Annotated in this window: 18 protein-coding genes and 1 tRNA gene; 10 read left to right on the forward strand and 9 right to left on the reverse strand. The window is 38.9% G+C overall.

All coding sequences use genetic code 11. The annotated features are described in order from the left end of the window. Nucleotides 1-183: 183 nt before the first annotated feature. The 4 genes from JI65_RS08600 to JI65_RS08615 all read right to left on the reverse strand — a co-directional run bounded on the left by JI65_RS08600 (nucleotide 184) and on the right by JI65_RS08615 (nucleotide 2,655). Nucleotides 184-960, reverse strand: coding sequence for an SDR family oxidoreductase (locus JI65_RS08600; RefSeq protein WP_191015260.1), 777 nt, complete (start codon nucleotides 958-960; stop codon nucleotides 184-186). 139 nt (nucleotides 961-1,099) lie between these two features. Beyond that, a tRNA-Glu gene (locus JI65_RS08605) sits at nucleotides 1,100-1,171 on the reverse strand. Between the two features lie 56 nt (nucleotides 1,172-1,227). Continuing rightward, complete coding sequence (locus JI65_RS08610) at nucleotides 1,228-1,377, reverse strand: hypothetical protein (protein ID WP_191015262.1); 150 nt, start codon at nucleotides 1,375-1,377, stop codon at nucleotides 1,228-1,230. 141 nt (nucleotides 1,378-1,518) lie between these two features. Further along, nucleotides 1,519-2,655: a cation diffusion facilitator family transporter gene (locus JI65_RS08615; protein ID WP_191015265.1), complete on the reverse strand. Its 1,137-nt coding sequence runs from the start codon at nucleotides 2,653-2,655 to the stop codon at nucleotides 1,519-1,521. Between the two features lie 188 nt (nucleotides 2,656-2,843). Here JI65_RS08615 and JI65_RS08620 point away from each other — a divergent pair, with 188 nt between their 5' ends. The 5 genes from JI65_RS08620 to JI65_RS08640 all read left to right on the forward strand — a co-directional run bounded on the left by JI65_RS08620 (nucleotide 2,844) and on the right by JI65_RS08640 (nucleotide 5,823). Further along, on the forward strand, nucleotides 2,844-3,284 hold the full coding sequence (locus JI65_RS08620) for a hypothetical protein (protein ID WP_191015267.1): 441 nt from the start codon (nucleotides 2,844-2,846) through the stop codon (nucleotides 3,282-3,284). Nucleotides 3,285-3,730: 446 nt separating this feature from the next. Continuing rightward, a complete protein-coding gene (locus JI65_RS08625) occupies nucleotides 3,731-4,171 on the forward strand; it encodes a ParA family protein (RefSeq protein WP_191015270.1) in 441 nt (146 codons plus the stop codon). Nucleotides 4,172-4,214: 43 nt separating this feature from the next. Further along, nucleotides 4,215-4,481 carry a hypothetical protein gene (locus JI65_RS08630; RefSeq protein WP_191015272.1) on the forward strand — a complete coding sequence of 89 codons (267 nt, stop codon included), beginning with the start codon at nucleotides 4,215-4,217 and terminating at the stop codon, nucleotides 4,479-4,481. Continuing rightward, nucleotides 4,478-4,852 (forward strand): hypothetical protein, encoded by a 375-nt coding sequence (locus JI65_RS08635; protein WP_191015275.1) that lies wholly within the window; start codon nucleotides 4,478-4,480, stop codon nucleotides 4,850-4,852. The genes JI65_RS08630 and JI65_RS08635 overlap by 4 nt, the downstream gene beginning before the upstream one ends. A gap of 11 nt (nucleotides 4,853-4,863) precedes the next feature. Further along, nucleotides 4,864-5,823: a replication protein RepA gene (locus tag JI65_RS08640; protein ID WP_191015277.1), complete on the forward strand. Its 960-nt coding sequence runs from the start codon at nucleotides 4,864-4,866 to the stop codon at nucleotides 5,821-5,823. A gap of 531 nt (nucleotides 5,824-6,354) precedes the next feature. On the opposite strand, the gene JI65_RS17380 is transcribed toward JI65_RS08640, so the two are convergent. After that, on the reverse strand, nucleotides 6,355-6,819 hold the full coding sequence (locus tag JI65_RS17380) for a hypothetical protein (protein WP_242457200.1): 465 nt from the start codon (nucleotides 6,817-6,819) through the stop codon (nucleotides 6,355-6,357). A 1-nt stretch (nucleotide 6,820) separates the two neighbouring features. Beyond that, complete coding sequence (locus tag JI65_RS08645; protein WP_242457201.1) at nucleotides 6,821-8,017, reverse strand: Na/Pi cotransporter family protein; 1,197 nt, start codon at nucleotides 8,015-8,017, stop codon at nucleotides 6,821-6,823. Between the two features lie 129 nt (nucleotides 8,018-8,146). On the opposite strand from JI65_RS08645, the gene add reads away from it, so the two are divergent. The 5 genes from add to JI65_RS08670 all read left to right on the forward strand — a co-directional run bounded on the left by add (nucleotide 8,147) and on the right by JI65_RS08670 (nucleotide 13,187). Further along, nucleotides 8,147-9,136 carry an adenosine deaminase gene (add, locus tag JI65_RS08650; RefSeq protein WP_191015279.1) on the forward strand — a complete coding sequence of 330 codons (990 nt, stop codon included), beginning with the start codon at nucleotides 8,147-8,149 and terminating at the stop codon, nucleotides 9,134-9,136. A gap of 7 nt (nucleotides 9,137-9,143) precedes the next feature. Then, nucleotides 9,144-9,596 (forward strand): nucleoside deaminase, encoded by a 453-nt coding sequence (locus tag JI65_RS08655; protein ID WP_197971927.1) that lies wholly within the window; start codon nucleotides 9,144-9,146, stop codon nucleotides 9,594-9,596. 76 nt (nucleotides 9,597-9,672) lie between these two features. Continuing rightward, entirely contained in the window at nucleotides 9,673-10,386 is a 714-nt protein-coding gene (deoC, locus tag JI65_RS08660) for a deoxyribose-phosphate aldolase (protein WP_191015282.1), read from the forward strand. Nucleotides 10,387-10,537: 151 nt separating this feature from the next. Further along, complete coding sequence (locus JI65_RS08665; protein WP_191015284.1) at nucleotides 10,538-10,816, forward strand: hypothetical protein; 279 nt, start codon at nucleotides 10,538-10,540, stop codon at nucleotides 10,814-10,816. Between the two features lie 340 nt (nucleotides 10,817-11,156). After that, nucleotides 11,157-13,187, forward strand: coding sequence for a PP2C family protein-serine/threonine phosphatase (locus JI65_RS08670; RefSeq protein WP_191015286.1), 2,031 nt, complete (start codon nucleotides 11,157-11,159; stop codon nucleotides 13,185-13,187). Here the strand turns inward: JI65_RS08670 and JI65_RS08675 are convergent. The 3 genes from JI65_RS08675 to JI65_RS08685 form a co-directional block, all read right to left on the reverse strand. Further along, nucleotides 13,184-14,647 carry a DUF3943 domain-containing protein gene (locus JI65_RS08675; RefSeq protein WP_191015289.1) on the reverse strand — a complete coding sequence of 488 codons (1,464 nt, stop codon included), beginning with the start codon at nucleotides 14,645-14,647 and terminating at the stop codon, nucleotides 13,184-13,186. The two genes, JI65_RS08670 and JI65_RS08675, sit on opposite strands and share 4 nt — an antisense overlap. Before the next feature lie 104 nt (nucleotides 14,648-14,751). Further along, entirely contained in the window at nucleotides 14,752-15,540 is a 789-nt protein-coding gene (locus tag JI65_RS08680; protein WP_191015292.1) for a cysteine hydrolase family protein, read from the reverse strand. Nucleotides 15,541-15,736: 196 nt separating this feature from the next. Beyond that, nucleotides 15,737-16,663 carry an EamA family transporter gene (locus tag JI65_RS08685; protein WP_340138435.1) on the reverse strand — a complete coding sequence of 309 codons (927 nt, stop codon included), beginning with the start codon at nucleotides 16,661-16,663 and terminating at the stop codon, nucleotides 15,737-15,739. Between the last annotated feature and the right edge of the window lie 28 nt (nucleotides 16,664-16,691).

A 16,691-nucleotide genomic window follows, 5' to 3' on the forward strand; every position in this document is an offset into this window, starting at 1 on the left:
GATAAACAACTTTTATTAGCTATATTTAACTTTTATTATTTTCGGGAACTATTCTATATTTTATTCTAACTTTTGTTAATATCCGCTTACAAAAAAACAATGAAAATTTAAAAAAAAGACACGGAAGAAGATAAGAATCAACTTTCCGTGCCTAAAATCTTTATTCAAGAAAATTATAAAAAATTACATGCAAGTGTATCCGCCATCAACCGGCAAGTTTACGCCAGTAACATAGCTTGAAGCCGGACTTGCAAGGAAAATTGCAGCGCTGTCAAGTTCCCCTTCATTGCCGTATCTCTCCATAGGAATCATCGTGCGCGCATTCTGCTGGAAGAAATCTGAATCCAACGTTTCTTTTGTAAGCGGAGTGTAGAAATATCCAGGACAAATGGAATTTACAGTGATTTTATATTTTCCCCATTCAGCAGCAAGCGCACGCGTAAGATTTACTACACCGCCCTTCGCAGCATGATACGGCGCAGACCCCGCGATTTTATTTCCGACAAGACCATACATTGACGCAATGTTGATAACTCTTCCGTATTTTGCAGGAATCATTGCCTTTTTTGCAACTGCCCGTGCAACCTTGAACGTTCCTGCAAGATCAACGTTCATCTCGCCGTTGAACTGCTCGTCGGTAATGTCTTCTGCAGGAGCAACCGCACCAGTTCCAGCATTGTTTATAAGAATGTCAATTCTTCCGAACTTTGCCATAACTTCATCAACAGCGGCATTTACACGCTCTGTATCTGTAATGTCGCACTGAACAGCAAGAGTCTCAACTCCATAATCTTTTGTGATTTCAGCTGCAACGGCATCAATTTTTTCTTTTCGTCGGGCCAGCGCAACAATTTTCGCCCCCTGACTTGCAAGGGCTTTTGCCATTTGAACGCCAAGACCTGTAGAACAGCCAGTTACCAAAGCTACCTGGCCTTTCAAATCAAAATAATTTTTGTTCATAAAATTCCCCCTGGAAGTTTTAAATATAAATTCAATATATCATATAGTCTAAATAAAGAAAAGAAGTTAGCATATTCTAACAATAAAAATACAGGCAGACAAAAAAAAGGCTTGAACCAATTTTTGGCTCAAGCCTTTACATCTCCTAGCAGAATTGAACTGCTGTTGTCGGGATGAAAACCCGATGTCCTAACCACTAGACGAAGGAGACATTCACAACCTCTCGTTAGAAGGTGAGATTTATATTATAGAACAAACAAATTATTGTCAATAAAAAATTGAAAAAAAACTAATTTTTTTTATTTTTTTCAATTCAAAATCGCTTTTTACTGAAAAGCCATGTTCAGCCCCTTGCACACAAAGCTCAATATTTTCTTCTATAATACATTCATCAACAGAAATATTTTTTACAAACAAACAAGAAAACTCTCCACATTTTCAACAAGAGTTTTTTTTCGTTGATTTTCTGTTACTTAAAATCAAGCGTATAAAAAAGTGCTACAAAATTTAGGTAACACTTTTTCAACGAAAATAAATTTTATTCATCTTTTAAGCGGGTTAATCGGAAATGTCAACGTCAGCCGCAATTTCAAACTGATAATCAGGGAATTTTTCTTTGAGAGCAGCTTTTAGAATTTTTAGCCCCTCCCCCGCCTCAATAGAAAAACTAAAAACTACATCAAAACGCATTGATTTTTGTTCCTGGTCAATAAAAAATCCGTGCATCTGCAAAGCCCAGTCATGCGAAAGAACGATTTTTTGGACATCATTTCTGATTGACGCACAAAAATCATTTTTTGTGTTATAGGAATAAACTCCCACGCCAGTAAGAATCACACCCGTTTCCCTATAAACCTTCGCCTCTATTTTTCGGGTAAGAACGTCAACCTCGCTTACAGTCATAGAATCTGGAAGCTCAATGTGAACCGAGGCATAATTTTTGTCAGGTCCGTAATTATTCAAAATCAAATCAAAAGCACCGCGCACGCCCTCTTCCGAGGCAATCAATTTTTTGATTTTCAGAACAGTCGCTTTGTCCGCACGCCGTCCCAAAATATCATCCAGCGTTTCAATCATCATCTCAAAACCAGACTTAATGATAAAAACCGAAATCAAAACGCCAACGTACGATTCAAGCGAAATTGAAGCGAATTTATAAACCAACGCAGAGGCAAGAACAGAAGCCGAAAGAATCGCGTCAAAAAGAGCGTCCGCGCCAGAAGCGACGAGCGCACCCGAAGAAGTTTTCTTTCCCCGGGATTTTACAAAAAGTCCAAGAAAGATTTTTACAAAAACTGCGGCGGCAATTATGATTAGTGATGAAACTGAATATGAGGCAGTTTCAGGATGTATGATTTTTTTTACAGATTCAACCGCGCTCGTAATTCCCGCATAAAGCACGATTGCAGAAACAATCATCGCGCTAAGATATTCGATTCGGCCATATCCCAAAGGATGTTTTTTATCAGGAGCCTTTGAAGAAAGTTTTGTTCCGATTATAGTCACGAGCGAAGAAAGCGCATCAGAAAAATTATTCACCGCATCAAGAATCACCGCAATTGAATTAGAAAAAAATCCGACCGCGGCTTTAAAACCTGCCAAAAAGACATTCATGGCAATACCAACCAAACTAGTTTGGATAATAATTTTATCTCGCATTTCTGCCGGGATTTTTACGTTTTCGTCCTGAGTCATATCACACCTCATTGCAAACATATCAAAAATGATATATTTATATCACTTTTGATATAAATATAAACTTCAAAAGCTTTACCGCCCAAAAACATTATAATCATACTGAACAGATTTTTAAATTGTCCTCATTCGGATTTCAGTAACATCGAAATCTATCACAACCAAAGCAGATAGGTTATAATGCATTCATGAAAATAACACCGACACTCGAAGAATGCAAATCAATTCTTGATGACGCAGTAACAAAAATCCATGCGATAGCCGTAAGTAAAAATCCTGAAAACCTAAAAGAAAATCTTCTTCAAATCGCAAACTCGATTTCAGACGTTGCCTACAAAATCGACTCGGCTTCAAACATGGCATATATTGGACAAAAATTCGGCGGCCAATCAAAAAGTGCAGCAAAAGTTTCGGCAGTCCGGGAGAACGGAAAAAAAGGCGGACGTCCAAGCAAAAAATCTATCATAAATATAGAAGAAATTAAAAATGATGACGGAAGTCCAAGCTGCAAAATCGATTTTTCCGACGGTAGCCAAAAAATCATAAACGGTGACAAAAATGATGCCGAAAGAATTTTTCCGTCGAGCCGATATAAAAGAGTTTTTGAGAACACCCCAAAATTTGAGTAACACTTTTTCAACGTAAAGTGTGCCTAAACTCCGCCTCCAAAAACATAAAGTAACAGTTTTTCAACGGTAGACAGAATAACAATTCGGCTAAAAAAACTTCAAAATCATCGATTTTATTCTGTCTACCAATAAAGGTCTCAAAAACCTAAAAAAAATTCAAAAATTGCCCAGAATCGATGCAAAACGACTTCCCCGACATACATCATGGCAAAAAATTAGAAAATCGCTTAAAATCGATTTTCTATATATCATTATATCATTTTACACATATTGATATATATATATCTAATTAAACATCATATTTGATATAATTTACGATATAATTTATGATATATTGATATTATATTTTACATCATTTTCAATATCAAAATATCTTTATATCATTATGGAAAAATGTTCAAATCCTAAAATTAAAAAATGACATTTTTTTCAAAAAGGAGAAAACTATGAGAAAATCTTTCGTTTTTCTTAATCGAAAAGGCGGAACCGGAAAAACTTCTATAAGTGTTTCTTGCGCCATTGAACTTGCAAAAAAAGGTCACAAAACTTTGTTGATAGACTGTGACCCACAGGGAAATTCTTCAGCTTGGCTTGCAAAGGATTTTAAATATGAAATCGCAGACGTTCTTAACAAAAAGGTGAGTGTAGAAGACTGCATCACTCCGTCAATCACAGAAAATCTTTTTGTAATGCCAACTTTCGCAATCAACGGAAGCTTGCAGGGCTATGCCTCAAACACGCGAAATTACTACGCCTTCGTTGACGAAATCTTTCCGAAACTGAATGACTTTGAATTCGTAATTTTTGACACGTCGCCGGCCTTCGGTGATTTTGTAAAAGGGAATCGCAAACAGTGCGAGCGTAATCATCCCTGTACTAAAACTTGACCAGTTCTCGGCAGACGGATTCCAGACACTCATCGAAAATCTTATGACAACCACAAAAGACATTCGATGCGACGACCTTCTCGAAAAAATCTCGTTCGTCATTTTGAACCAGCAGGACAAACGAATGAAATTTCAGTCTCTCTTCGCAGAGAATTTCATGAAGAATTTTGACGACACTCAGTTCCTTACGGTACCGACCGATACGGCATTCGTAAAAGCTCAAATTCTAAAAAAGAGCGTACAGGACATGCCGCCTAGAAAAGAAACCCAAGATTCTTTAAATATCATTATTCAGGAAATGACTAAATGAAAGCACCATTAAATTTTAATACCGGCGCAACAAAAAAAGACCCTTTAGCAGACGCAATCAGCGGAAACTTCAAGCGTGAAGAAACGAGTCAACCTGCGGCAGCCGTGGAAACGCCAAAAAAAGTTTCTGCAACTTCCGCCCAGACAACGCAAAATTCAAAAGAGCTTCCAAAAGACAACGTAAAGGACACAAAAGAACGATTCATCATTACGATGGCAAAAGGTGAACGAGCATTGTTCAAATCTTTCTGCGCTCTAAAGCAAGTTTCGATGAACCACTTTGTTATCTGCGCGATGGATTATTTTAAAGAAGAAGTGGAAAACGGCAATGTTGTACTAACGCCTCACGGCTACAAGCGGCAGAGCAACTAAGGCGGATTTTTATGAGTACAGAAAACACACTGTTCCCAGAACTTATGGAACAGCACGAGGAAGTAAAACCAAGATTCCGGGGTTATCTTGCAAGCCCGTTTATTGCGGCGGCACTTCCGCTCAAAGACGTTAATAAACCTGTTTTTGAGCGAAAATACAACAATATCATCCTTCGTCTCACAAGCGACTCAAAAGTTCCTTTTGGGCGGTATGGAAGGCTTTTGCTTTCGATTCTGACGACTCACGCAGTAATCGAAAAAAATTCCAAGAATGACGGACCTGTAACTTTGACGTACAGAACACTCCAGGAACTTCTTGATGAATTGCAGCTTCCAAAGCAGCGCGGAAAAGATATAAAAGAGCAGCTAGAATGTTTTGCCGGAGCATCGTTCGTCTTTAAGGAAAAGCGAACTAAAGTGACTCAAAAACTTTTGTTCAAAGATTTTTATGAGGACGGCGAAAAAATGGACGGTGAAGTGACTGCAACTCAGTTCACTACGGGAATCGTACCTTTTTTTGAGTCAATGCAATACATTGATTTGAAGGAAAAGGGCCGTGACCGAAAGAGCGTTGGAATTACAATAATTCTTTCTGAAAAATTCAGGCAGCTTTCTCAAGTCCATTCAGTACCAATTGATTACACCGCTTACAAAGAAATTAGCAGCGCAGTCGGAAAGGATTTGTATGCTTGGTTCGTTTACAAAAACAATTCGCTTACCGATGAACCTGTTTTTATTCAGCGAAGTGCATTGGTGAATCAGTTTTTGCCACTAAAAGAAAACAATTATGAGTCAGAAGAGCGAGTTAATTGGAACACAATAAAAGAACAAATAAATCTTATAAAAAAGAAGTATTATCAGAATCTTAATGTTTCAATTGCCCAGGACAATTCTGGAATTACAATTTCAAAGTCTGAGCCTGTAATTTTGGAGAATGATACAAGATATGTTCTTGTAACTTCAACACTCTAAATTCAAAAGTCTGAAACAAGTGAGTAACAGAAAGACAACGTTTATCATCATTTGTTTCGGACTTACTATTTGGTTTTAAAAACTATTTGAATTCTATTTGTTTATATAGAAGAAAGTAAGAAAAGTGTTACTTAGTCGTTGAGAAAATGTGACGCTATATTTTGAGAACTATGTAAGTCCTTATAGAATAAGGAAATATAATTATCCACGTTGTTGTTTTTTTGTTACCTAAAATCGATGTTTTCCACAAAAAATTGTTGACAAGCGTTGTAAAAATGTGACTTTGTGAAAAAACGTTGCAATCTTGTTACCAAAAATAAGAATCGTTGAATAAATGTTACTTAGTTTTCCACAGAATTTCAAGAAAACTTGCACAACGAAAGATTTGTGCTTTATCGGAAGAATTTTTGGATAGATTTAGATAATTTTTAGAATTTTGAATATTTTTGCTTAAGTGAGTAACAGATTTTCAACGCGCGTCAGTTTTTGAATAGAAAAAATCAAATTGCGTTGAAAATCTGTTACTTAAAATTAAAGTTCTCGAATCAGAGTGTAAACGCAGTCACCGGCTTTTTCGATTTTACGAACCAAATCAATGTAGGCAAGCTCCGCTTTTACGTCAGAACCACTTTCTATGCGCTTTCTCGAAGCTTTTTTGAGGCTTTTCTTGTTTTTGTTGATTTTGCTTTCAAAGTCTTTGCCGTGATCTTTTTGGCTTTCGCTAATTCCCGTTGCGTAATAAATGCAGACTTGTTCAAAGAAAAGTTTTACGCTGGCAAAATATTCAGAAACCTCGGTGAGTCGCATCGCAGAATCTTTTTGAGAAGCTTTTGAGAGATATTTTGTAAGATTGTGCATGATGGCATCACATTCGTCGCTCAAGTTTTCGAGCGTGTCTGTTATGGCTATAAGATTTGAGAATTTCTTGCGTTCTTCGGAAGTTGCGTTCGGAAGATTGTAAACTTTTTGAAGAAAGTTTGTGATTGATTCATTCATTTCATCTATATAATTTTCCGAGGCTTTTATTTTGTCCACGACTTCCAGTGTTTTTTCGCCGGCATTGTCTTGCGAAGCAAAAGGAATGCTTATCATGTCCATCATTTCCATTACGCGCACGCTCATTTTTGAAATCTCCTTCTGAATCTGGAAGGTGTAAATTTCTGCGTTTGCGCGATTTGATGGCAAAATGGCTGGAAGCGTGTAGTGTGCGTCCGCTTCTTTTTCCGAATCTTTTATTATTTTTTTTGTTAAGACTTGCAATCTGGTTAACGAACGGAAGAAAAATCAGCGTTGCAAGGAAATTGAAAATCGTGTGCAGCATTGCAATGTGCGTCGTGATGGCAGTTTCTGGCGTGCCTGGAACGATTGAGTCAACGAGGGCCAAAAACGGTTTAAAGAAGCACAGGATAATAAACGTGCCTGCCGTGTTGAATCCAACATGGACAAGGGCGGTGCGTTTTGCGTTTGTAGAGGCCCCTATTGCGGACATTACGGCATCAATCGTTGAGCCGATGTTGCTTCCGAGCACGAGCGAGGCGGACAGTTCCCAGCTAAGCGAGCCGTTTGCCGCCATTGTGAGTACGATTGCCGTAGTTGCGGATGATGAATGGATTAATGCGGTTATGAAAGCACCGATTAATACGCCAACAAAAAGTCCAAAAGTTTTTAGTGATGAAAGATTTTTTAGAATTTCTGCGGAAGAAGGATTTAACGAAAGTGAAGCTTTTAGAAGGTCGAGTCCCATAAAAAGGAGGGCAAAGCCCATAAAACAATCTGCAAAGTTATGAATTTTCAGTCGCTTGAATTTTTTTATTAGATATCCGATTCCAAAAATCGGGATTGCGGCGGCAGAAATCGAGAACGAAAATCCAAAGAAGGACACAATCCACGCTGTTACCGTGGTTCCGATATTCGCGCCGAAAATTACGCCTATCGCCTGATTAAGTGTAAGAATTTCCGCGTTTACGAAACTTACTACCATTACAGTTGTTGCACCAGAAGACTGGACGATTGCAGTAATGCCGATTCCGGTAAGAAGTGCCGTAAAACGGTTTCCTGCGATTTTTCCGAGAAGCCGCTGGAGTTCTTTTCCCGCACCTTTTTGAATTCCGTCGGAAAGCATACTCATTCCGAAGAGGAGTAGACAGAGTGCTCCTATAAAGCCCAGCGTCTGTGCCAAAATGTTAAAAATCATATTTTCTCCAATTGATTGTGCTTTTTACAGCTTTACGGTGATTTTTTCTGCAAGCTACACTGTAGAGTTTTTTCCAATTTGATTCTATTATATTACATGGGAAATCAGCAAATTTTTTGAGAGGTTTTTATGATTGATTTACATTGCCATTTGGACGGTGCCATTACAAAGGATATTGCGAAAAAACTTGCGTCGATGCAGGACATTGATGTTTCAAATTATACTGACGAAGAATTTGATAATCTGATTTCGCTTGACGGTGACTGTTCTGATTTAAACGAATTTTTGCGTTGTTTTGAATTCCCGCTTTCGCTCTTGCAGACAAAAGAATCGATTTCTGCGGCCGTAAAGCTTGTTCAGGAACACATGAAAAAACAGGGAATTTTGTATCTTGAGTTAAGGTTTGCCCCTCAGCTCCATTGCCAGAAAGGTCTTTCGCAGGAAGACGTTGTTCTTGCGGCTTTGGATGGTCTTGAAAAAGATGATTTGCATACGAACTTGATTTTGTGTCTTATGCGAGGCGAGCGGACAAAAGCCCAAATCTCGCGTAACATGGAAACTATAGAACTTGCCGAAAAATATCTCGTCGCGGACGAGGGAATTGTGGCTGTTGATTTGGCTGGCGACGAATTCCCGTATCCGACAGAAATGTTTGCAGAGGAAATGAAAAAAATCCGTGGATTCAATATTCCTATGACTGTTCATGCTGGGGAAGCTGGCAGTGCCGAAAACGTGCGTTTTGCGGTCGAAAACGGCATAAAGAGGATTGGTCACGGGGTGCGCATTGCGGATTATCCTTCAATCGTCGATTTGGTCGTTAAGAACGGTGTTACGCTTGAAGTTTGTCCTACCAGCAACAGGCAGACTCGTGCCGTAAAAAATATGGACGAGTATCCGATAAAAAAATTTCTGGAAGCTGGCGTAAAAGTCACCCTGAATACGGATGACCCTGCGATTTGCAGAACTGATTTGCAAAATGAGCTAAAATACGTCAAGGAAAAGTTTGGGATAAATGAAGATGATGAAAAGCGAATGCTTTTGAATTCTGTGGATGCGGCTTTTACAACGGCCGAATTCAAGGCAGAGCTTAGAGAAAAAATAAAAATTCTAAGAGGTTAAAATTTATATGGATTTTATGAAGCAGGCGATTGGCGAAGCCTATGACGGAATCAAAAATAAGGAAGGTGGTCCGTTTGGCTCGGTGGTCGTCAAAGATGGCGTTGTAGTCGGCAGGGGACATAACAGAGTTCTTCTGAATAAAGACCCGACTTGCCACGGCGAAATGGAAGCTATCCGTGACGCATGTAAAAATCTTGGCACGCATGATTTGTCGGGCTGTGAGCTTTACACCACTGCGGAACCTTGTCCTATGTGTCTTGGCGGAATCCTTTGGTCAAACATAAATCATGTTTATTATGGCTGTAATCAGCGTGATACAGATTCGATTGGCTTTAGGGACGAAAAATTCTATGATTTCTTTCATGGCAAGACAGACATTCTGAAGCAAGAAGAATACGGAAGGGAAGACTGTCTCAAGCTTTTTAAAGATTATTCTGATTCCAATGCAGTAAGATATTAAAAAATTGTCTGACGGGCATTCGAAAATGTGAGTTTTCAGGTGCCCTAATTAAATAAGGCTTTTTATGGAGGATAAAATGACAAAACAAGAAATCGGAAAAATGATTGACCACACAAATTTGAATGCGTGTGCGACAAAAAAGGACATTCAGAAACTTTGTGACGAGGCTAAAAAATATTCATTTGCATCCGTTTGTGTAAATCCGTCTTATGTAAGCTTTGCTTACGAGCAGCTCAAAGACAGCGACGTTAAAGTTTGCACCGTAATCGGATTCCCGTTGGGTGCTGACACAATTGACAACAAGGCTGCCAGTGCCGCTGTTGCGGTTGATGAAGGAGCCGACGAAATTGATATGGTCGTAAATCTTGGGCTTGTAAAAGATGGCGAATGGGACGATGTGTTTGAGGATATTTATGCTGTTGTTGAGGCTTCGCGCGAAACTGCCGCTGCTGACAAACAGAACCCTGACCGCGAAGTTATAATAAAGGTAATCCTTGAGACTTGCTATCTTAATGACGAAGAAATCGTAAAATGCTGCGAGTGTGCAGAAAAGGCTGGTGCGGATTTTGTTAAAACTTCAACAGGATTTGCAATTCTTAAAGACAAGGACGGAAAACTTCTCCCGAACGGAGCTACAGAGCATGCCGTAGCCCTTATGCGCAAAACTGTTGGTGACAGACTTGGCGTAAAGGCGAGCGGTGGCGTTAGAAGCTATGATGAAGCCGTAAAGATGGTTGAAGCTGGTGCGTCAAGAATCGGAACTTCATCTGGAGTGTCAATTGTAGCATAACTTGTTCAGAAACACTGTTATGTTCTGAATGCATTAAATCAGCACATTTTAAAAAAGTGGTGTATAATATCTAGGGTATCTCTAAAAATTTAAAAGTTTTTTGAGATGCCTCTAGTGTCTTAATTCACAACAAATACTCTGGAGGATTCTTATGACTATTAACAACACTTTTTCGATGTTTGTTGATGACCCTTATGGCGAAGCTGATCAATATTGCTTTAATCTGAGAAATTGTATGTACATGGCAAGAAACACGCCAATGTGCCTGCGATTTATTTTTGGAACTCACAATCTTGTTATGCATTTTAAAACTCTCGACGCAGTTTCAAAATATTATGATTTGTTCACTGAATATTTTGAGAAAAAAATTGAATCCATAGAGATTGATGATGCAGACGTTGAGAACTGTGAGATTGAAGTAAAAGAATAAAATTTTTCTATAAAAAAAGCCGTAGCCCAAACTGAGCTACGGCAATCGGAGAGAGTTTTTCTGCTTTTTACAAGCTAGAAGGATAATACTGCCAAACTAATTTTTTTTCAAATTAAAAATTTGTTTTTACATTTATTTCTAAGAAATTCCCTTATTTTTTATCACATTTATTTTTATTTTCCCCATTTTTAAGAAAGAAAAAATTTTGTCTATCAGTGAAAGTTATGATATCATAGTGATAGATATACTATCAATTGTAAGTAAAAAAGTAGGGGGTTCTTATGAAAAAAAAGTGCAAGACCGTTCTTTTTTTGGTCGACTTTGTATTTTTTGTTTTTTTTTGGTATGCACGAACGGTTCTGTTTCTGACGGCAGGATAAGTCTTTCAAGCGGATGGGAGTATGCGCTCAGCGAGGATGATGCCAGTTCTGGAAACTTTAAGGTTCTCGACGATTCTTATTTATTGAATTTTATGCCGCTTGTTGAAAACGGTCGCGGATTTATTTGGCTAAAAAAAACTTTTGAGTTAAACGAAAAACTGTGCGATGAAACGCTGGCAATTTATTTGGGCCGCATAACGCTTGTGGACGAAACGTTTTTGAATGGCAATTTTATCGGCGGGGAAGGGCGCTTTCCTCCTGAAGAATTCAGTGCATGGAACTCTGCAAGATATTACCGCATGCCAAAAAGTTTGCTAAAAAATGGCGAGAATGTTTTGCTCGTAAAAATTTGGGTTGACGGCGAAGGTTCTATCGTTTCGAATCCTTTTATAGGAATTGATGCAGATGCGAAAAATGCCGCGGACAGAGAAAATTTTTGGAACAGCAGGCTGAATCTTTTGTTCGCGTTCCTTATGCTGATTATCGCTGGCTATCATTTTATGATTTGGATAAAAAGCCGGGCCGAGACAGAAAATCTTACTTTTGCGCTCATAAATTTGCTTTCGGTATTTTATCTTTCAGTTTTCTTTTATTCGGATTTGCCTTTTTGTCTTGGCAATTTTATGTCGTTCCTTACATTTCAGAAAGTTTTTTCGAGCGGATTGCCGTTTGTTTTTCCGTTCCTGATTGCACTTTTTATAAAAACTTTCTTGAAAGAAAAACAGACTCGCTGGATTTTTTATGTTCGGCTTGCGTTTTTAGTGCTTCCGATTGTGCTTGTAATGCTTTCGCCATCTTATCTCGTTTTGCGCTCAATGCGCTGGATTCAGATTTTCTTGGTTCCGCCGTTGTTTTACATAATTTTTGTTTTGGTCCGTGCGATGGCAAAGGGAAAAAACGATGCAAAAATCCTTCTTTTGGGATTTTCTCCGCTCGTTGGTTTTGTTCTCCTGGATTTGCTGATTCATGAAGTTTTTGCGGTTTATGATTTTCCGTATCTTTCGTCGTCGGGCTGGCAGGTCGTTATTGTCGTTTTTCTTTTTATAATGGCGAACCGGTTCGTAAATTCAAAGCAGCAAGTAGAGGATTTGAATAAAAATCTTGAAAGCAAGGTTGAAAAACGCACGGCAAGTTTAAAAGAGGCCAATGACAAGCTTTCTGTTATGAATTCAGCTCTTGAAGAAAAAAACGTGCTTCTTGCGGAGGCCCAGAAAAAATCTGAGCGGGATATGAGACTTGCAGTTTCGGTTCAAAAAAGTTTTTACAGCGGAATGATTCCTAAATTTAAGGACTGGGATGTGGCGTATATTTTTCAGCCGGCTGCCGGAGTTTCCGGTGATTTGTACGACTTTTTTTACGAAGGCAATGTTTTGGAAGTTGTTGGGCTTTTTGATGTTTCTGGGCACGGAATCGCGTCCGGGCTTGTTACGATGCTTGCAAAGGCTGTGATTGACAGAAAATTCAGAGATGGGCGTAGTAAGCCTTTTAGTCAGGTTTTTTCGGAGATTAACAGTCAGCTTATCGCGGAAAAAGGCGACATTGAAAATTATCTTACCGGCGTTCTTATGCGCATGGAGGGGAACAAAGTCAAGTTCATAAATGCAGGTCATCCTGCGGTGTACTTTAGGAACGCCCGAACCGGAAAAGTTGCTCCTATTGCCTTAAAAGGCGGGGAGGGGAGCAGCGGAATCATAGGGATTGACGGGCTTAACCCTGAGTTCAAGACTATTAATTTTAACATGCAAAAAGATGATTGCATTCTTTTGTACACGGATTGTCTTAACGAGTCCAGAAACGTTCAGGGCGATGACTATGGTTTTGAGCGGATTCAGCGGGCATTTGCTCTTTCTCCGATTAAAGATTCAAAATTGATTCTTGAATATATAATCAAGGATTTTAAGAAATTCCTTGGAGGGACCGAAGTAAAAGACGACCTTACTGCCATAGTTCTGCGCTTTAAGGGAAACGGGGAATCAGTCAAAACGAACTAATTACGTGAAAAATCGAATTTTGTGTACAGACTCATGCGGTTCGTAAATTGAACCGGGTTTGAGTCGTGATTATAAAAGTCCTTTTCCCATAATAGTTCGTCTTGCACTCCGAGCTTAAAGTTTTTTGCGAGCCTTTTTTCGTATCGAAGTTTTGCGTTAAGCATGAAATTTTTCGTCCATTCGGCAGAAGTAATTTGTGATTCTTCGAGTACGAAAAGTGTGCTTGCCGAAGTGTCGAGATAAAAATCACCGAGTTTTGGATGTTCAAATGAAAGTCCGAATTTTGAAAGCAGACCGTAGCCAAAGTTGTACTTTCGGGATGGGCTTACCCATGACCGGTTCTGGGAATATTTGTAAAAGAGCGGGTACAGGCTCCGAGTTCCTAGCAGAATACCGTCAAAAGTGGTGTAGAAAGTTAATCTTTTGTCGCTTTCAGAAAAAGGAGTTTCTTGCTGATATTTAAATCCCACTCCGAGATTTGAAAAGCATTTGTCTTCGGAATAAGAAGCTTCGTAAAGCAAATTGATTCCGTAAGTTCCTTTGCTGAGTTCAAAATAAGTCGGGTTTGAATGCAAATATCCGTCAACCAAAAAACTGATTTCATAGTCCAGTTCTGACATCAAATTTGCGTTAAAATCAACAGTGAATAAATCGTATGGTTCAACGGTTTTGTGTGCGTAAGGTTTTCCGTATTGAATATGCACTGACGTTCCGCCCAAAAAATTTTTTGAATCGGCTGAAGGTGTTGAGTCATCGTAATTCATGTTAAAAAATTCTGCGCCGCCATGAAAAATAAAATCTATTTCCTGCGTCTGACCGCTGACTGTTGGCAACTCGTCATAAAAAATTCTCGAAAGTGCGTCAATAGGGCTTATAATCCAAGCGATTGGGCTGCAAACCTGCATTGCGTCAAGGTAAAGCCTGTGAAAAACTTCTCCAAAAATTGAGCCGCAAAACGGGGTAGTGAGTATGTCGTTTTTTGATGGAGCGTCAATTTCGCCGAATTCTTCCCATAAAAGCGAGCCGATTCCTGCTACTAAAAATGAGTGCCAGAAATCAAGACCGTTTGCACGGCCGGCGGTAAAGTACATTGAGCCTTGGTACGGGTGCCCGAATTGGTTCGTAGGAAAATCGTCAATGTCCCACCACCAGTCACCAGTCAAATTTGCGTAAAACGAGGCAGGGCCTACGATTGCGTATTCTTTTCCTAAAACGAAGCGGTCCATTTGGTTCACAAAAACATTTTGCAAAAAAACGACACCTGTTGTTATTGCTACGTTACGGACGTTAGCTTTTGCTTTTTCAAAGAAATATTCATTTTCGGTGCTTTCTGATGCCCCTTCTGCAGGAGAAAGTTTTTCTTCTTTTGATTCAAATTCTGTTTCTTCGGATTTGATTTCTTGCCCGTAAATACTGAATAAAAAAAGGGATAAAGCTATAAAGGATATAATCTTACGCATTAAAAAAATAAACTCCGATAGAAATGCGTATATTTTAGGCTAATAAATATTAGCTGTCAACCGCAAGAAAATCCGTGCAATTTTGTGCTATTTAAAGATGAAAATTAGATTATTTTGCTATTGGAATCGATAACATTCATGCCTTTGGCTGTGAATTCCTGAATAAAATCTTCTGCTTGCTGCTCAAAAGGTTTTAATGTTGAAGTGCAATCTCTGAGAAGCGTTATTTTTCTTGGCGAAATATAAATGAACAAATCTCTGAGCGTATTTGCGACGCAGTGCGAAAGCGCTTCGCCTGCAACGTAAATGGTATCCGCTTGTTTGAGCTTGTCGATGAGCGTAAAATTTGTTCTTGTTGAGACATCGGACGGGTCTGGAACTTCGGCCCGAATTGCGCTGTAATGTTCTGTGAGCGGATTTTTTGACTTTACGACATAATCAACCATATTTCCTGGGCGAAAGCGTTCCCAGTCATTTAAAGACTGCCACAGGGCATCATAAACACTGAATCCGGATGTGCCTAAAATACAATGAGGCGGCCAAATTCTGAGCTGATATTTCCCCTGATTTTCGAGTGCAATCAGATATTCTTCGACGCGCGGGCGCAACGCCAAAACTGATGGGGTGTATTTTCCTTCGGCGAAGTCTGCATAAGAAATGGTGGTGTACAAAGGAACGTCATTTCCGTTTGCATCTTTCCAAAAACATGGATGGGCAATATGAAAAAAGGGATGGCAATCCAATGTGACATGAACATCATCTATTTTTGAAATATTGTTTTTTACAAAATTAGATAATCTGTCTAAATCTTTGTCAGCATCTTTTATATAAAGTGCACCGCCTGGAGAACAAAAATCATTTTGTGGGTCAATCAGAAGTAAAGATACGCTCATCGCTAATATTTTATAGTTATCGTGTTATTTTTCAATAGTTTTTTTTGTAATAAATTAAGATAAATTAAGGATTTTTTTATAACTATCTAAAATTTAGATTTTTGCTCGTTTTTGATTAGAGATTCCAAGAGGATAAATTTTTAAATTGTCATGCCGAATCGTAGAGTCGAAAGGAGTTTGGCATGACAGAATTTTTTTACAGAAGTCCGATTAAAATTCCTAAGATAATAATCGTTGCACAGAAAAGTCGGTAGGCTGTGTCTTTTTCCTTAAAAATAAAATGACCGCCCAAAATAGTCACTAGGCAACCGCTTTGTTTTATGAGCGTCATAACTGTAATGCGACTTTCTGGAATTCCGTTCGCAATAAAAAGGGCTTTGTCACCGATGATGAACATTATTGCCAAAAGCCAAATCCATTTGTTTTTCCAGACCGAAAGACCGATTTTTGTGCGGGTAAAAAGAACGTAAAGGGCATAATAGCCCATCATAAACAATGTGTACCAAAATTGCAGCTGGGAACTTGTGATGTCCCGCATCAGAACTTTGTCCATGTATCCAGAAATTGCGTTCAGAAGGCAGGATGCGAGCGCAAGAATTACGTAAATCGTTCCAATCGATTCTGTTTGCGGATGAGCGATTTCTGAATTTTTTGAATCAGTTGAATCATCTGAATCTTTTTTATCAATCTTATTTTTATGGAAGATTTTATCAAAAAACGGCAATCTGAATTTTAGAAGAAGCAGACCTGCACAAACTGTTGCAAGTCCCGCAAATTGGGTAAGATTTAACGTTTCGCCGAGAAGAAAAAGTCCGAACGCGGTAGCAAAAAGGACTCGCGAGAGGTCAAGGATTCCAAAAACGCTTACAGGCAGCTTTTTTAATGAATGAAAACTGCAAATCCATGCGAGAAAAACTGCGAGCGATTTTAAGGCGATATAAAAGTAAAATCTTGATTCAAGACCAGTTGCTTTTGGTGCCTGCGGAAGCACAAAAACAAAAGAAAGAGCGGTATAGGCAACAAGGACTTCCATGACGGTATTTTTTATCATGGCTTTTTTCTTTGCGATTTCGCGGAAGCCTTTTAAAAGTCCGTATGCCAAAACAAGTAAAATCCAAAGCATGATAGAGAGTTTGATGTTTTCTTTGCAA

The sequence above is a fragment of the Treponema zioleckii genome (genome assembly GCF_014737315.1).
GTDB classification, from domain to species: domain Bacteria; phylum Spirochaetota; class Spirochaetia; order Treponematales; family Treponemataceae; genus Treponema_D; species Treponema_D zioleckii.

Excerpts from the sequence above, each read along its gene's own strand:
- JI65_RS08680 (WP_191015292.1), bottom strand. The coding sequence starts at position 15,540 with ATGAGCGTATCTTTACTTCTGATTGACCCACAAAATGATTTTTGTTCT.
- JI65_RS08655 (WP_197971927.1), top strand. The coding sequence starts at position 9,144 with ATGGATTTTATGAAGCAGGCGATTGGCGAAGCCTATGACGGAATCAAA.
- JI65_RS08635 (WP_191015275.1), top strand. The coding sequence starts at position 4,478 with ATGAAAGCACCATTAAATTTTAATACCGGCGCAACAAAAAAAGACCCT.
- JI65_RS08620 (WP_191015267.1), top strand. The coding sequence starts at position 2,844 with ATGAAAATAACACCGACACTCGAAGAATGCAAATCAATTCTTGATGAC.
- add (WP_191015279.1), top strand. The coding sequence starts at position 8,147 with ATGATTGATTTACATTGCCATTTGGACGGTGCCATTACAAAGGATATT.
- JI65_RS08645 (WP_242457201.1), bottom strand. The coding sequence starts at position 8,017 with ATGATTTTTAACATTTTGGCACAGACGCTGGGCTTTATAGGAGCACTC.
- JI65_RS08685 (WP_340138435.1), bottom strand. The coding sequence starts at position 16,663 with ATGCTTTGGATTTTACTTGTTTTGGCATACGGACTTTTAAAAGGCTTC.
- JI65_RS08600 (WP_191015260.1), bottom strand. The coding sequence starts at position 960 with ATGAACAAAAATTATTTTGATTTGAAAGGCCAGGTAGCTTTGGTAACT.
- JI65_RS08615 (WP_191015265.1), bottom strand. The coding sequence starts at position 2,655 with ATGACTCAGGACGAAAACGTAAAAATCCCGGCAGAAATGCGAGATAAA.
- JI65_RS17380 (WP_242457200.1), bottom strand. The coding sequence starts at position 6,819 with ATGAATGAATCAATCACAAACTTTCTTCAAAAAGTTTACAATCTTCCG.
- JI65_RS08665 (WP_191015284.1), top strand. The coding sequence starts at position 10,538 with ATGACTATTAACAACACTTTTTCGATGTTTGTTGATGACCCTTATGGC.
- JI65_RS08625 (WP_191015270.1), top strand. The coding sequence starts at position 3,731 with ATGAGAAAATCTTTCGTTTTTCTTAATCGAAAAGGCGGAACCGGAAAA.
- JI65_RS08675 (WP_191015289.1), bottom strand. The coding sequence starts at position 14,647 with ATGCGTAAGATTATATCCTTTATAGCTTTATCCCTTTTTTTATTCAGT.
- JI65_RS08630 (WP_191015272.1), top strand. The coding sequence starts at position 4,215 with ATGACAACCACAAAAGACATTCGATGCGACGACCTTCTCGAAAAAATC.
- JI65_RS08640 (WP_191015277.1), top strand. The coding sequence starts at position 4,864 with ATGAGTACAGAAAACACACTGTTCCCAGAACTTATGGAACAGCACGAG.
- deoC (WP_191015282.1), top strand. The coding sequence starts at position 9,673 with ATGACAAAACAAGAAATCGGAAAAATGATTGACCACACAAATTTGAAT.